Annotated in this window: 2 protein-coding genes; both read left to right on the top strand. The window is 41.2% G+C overall.

The window, feature by feature from the left end; all coding sequences use genetic code 11:
• Positions 1-194 (top strand): transposase (locus BAU16_RS06535; RefSeq protein WP_202621254.1); only part of this gene is annotated, 194 nt, incomplete at its 5' end.
• A 2-nt stretch (positions 195-196) separates the two neighbouring features.
• Positions 197-1,072: an IS3 family transposase gene (locus BAU16_RS06530; RefSeq protein WP_002324035.1), complete on the top strand. Its 876-nt coding sequence runs from the start codon at positions 197-199 to the stop codon at positions 1,070-1,072.
• The last annotated feature ends 4 nt before the right edge of the window (positions 1,073-1,076 follow it).

The following is a 1,076-nucleotide window of genomic DNA, read 5'->3' as shown; positions in this document are numbered from 1 at the left end:
AATCGGTCGAGGAACTGGCAGCGCAATATGGTATCGCTACACAAACGATTTATCGTTGGAAGAAGCTTCATACAAAGAATGTAGCAACCGGCATGACTGAGGCAGAAATCCTAGCGATGAAAAAGGAAATGGCCCGCATGCAGGAGGAAAACACTATCCTAAAAAAGGCTTTAACCATATTCGCTCAAAAGTAAAAATGAGTGATGTCTTCGAATTTATTCAATCAAATGTTCATGATCATGACGTAAAACAAATGTGTACCGTTTTGGAAGCACCGAAATCCAGCTACTATGACTGGAAGAAAAAGAAACCTTCCAAGCGCCAATCAGAAAACAAACGCTTAAACCGCTTGATTTCAGGAATCTACTTTGAAAACAAGGGTATCTATGGTGCGCCTAAAATTCATAAGATTCTTGTTGGCCGTGGCGAGACCTTGTCCTTAAAGAAAGTACAAATACTGATGAGAAAATTAGGCTTGCGTTCAGTCACCCTCAAGAAGTACAAGCCTGGCAAACAAGCGAAAGTTAAAAGTGAAGGACGTAAAAACCTGTTAAACCAAGATTTTACCACTACGTCGATCAATCAAAAATGGGTGACAGATATTACCTATATTCATACCCTAAAAGATGGCTGGACCTACCTCTCCACTATCCAAGACCTCCACACAAAGAAAGTCATCGGTTGGAAGTTTGGCAAGCAGATGACGAAAGAATTGGTTATCGAAACCCTTGACAATGCGCTCTTAAACCAAACACCCTCCGAGAACTTGATCATCCACTCAGATTTGGGTTCTCAGTACACTAGCGAAGCCTATGAGGCAAAGCTGAATGAATTGAACATTCGGCACTCCTTCAGTCGTAAGGGCTGTCCCTACGATAATGCCGGTATCGAATCGTTTCACGCCTCACTCAAAAAAGAAGAAGTCTATCCATCAAAAGCGTATGAAAACTTTGAAGCTGCTCATTTAGCGTTATTTCAATACATTGAAGGATTTTACAATCGCAAGCGAATCCATAGTAGTATCAACTATTTAACACCAAATCAGATGGAGGAGTTGGCATTGCAAGCTTAGTTCC

Source organism: Enterococcus sp. JM9B, from assembly GCF_009933265.1.
Taxonomy (GTDB): Bacteria; Bacillota; Bacilli; order Lactobacillales; family Enterococcaceae; genus Enterococcus_C; species Enterococcus_C songbeiensis.
The sequence above is the reverse complement of the archived record's forward strand: the minus strand, read 5'-3'. Positions and strand labels throughout refer to the sequence as shown.

Coding starts and splice junctions, on each gene's coding strand:
- BAU16_RS06530 (WP_002324035.1), top strand. CDS start 197: ATGAGTGATGTCTTCGAATTTATTCAATCAAATGTTCATGATCATGAC.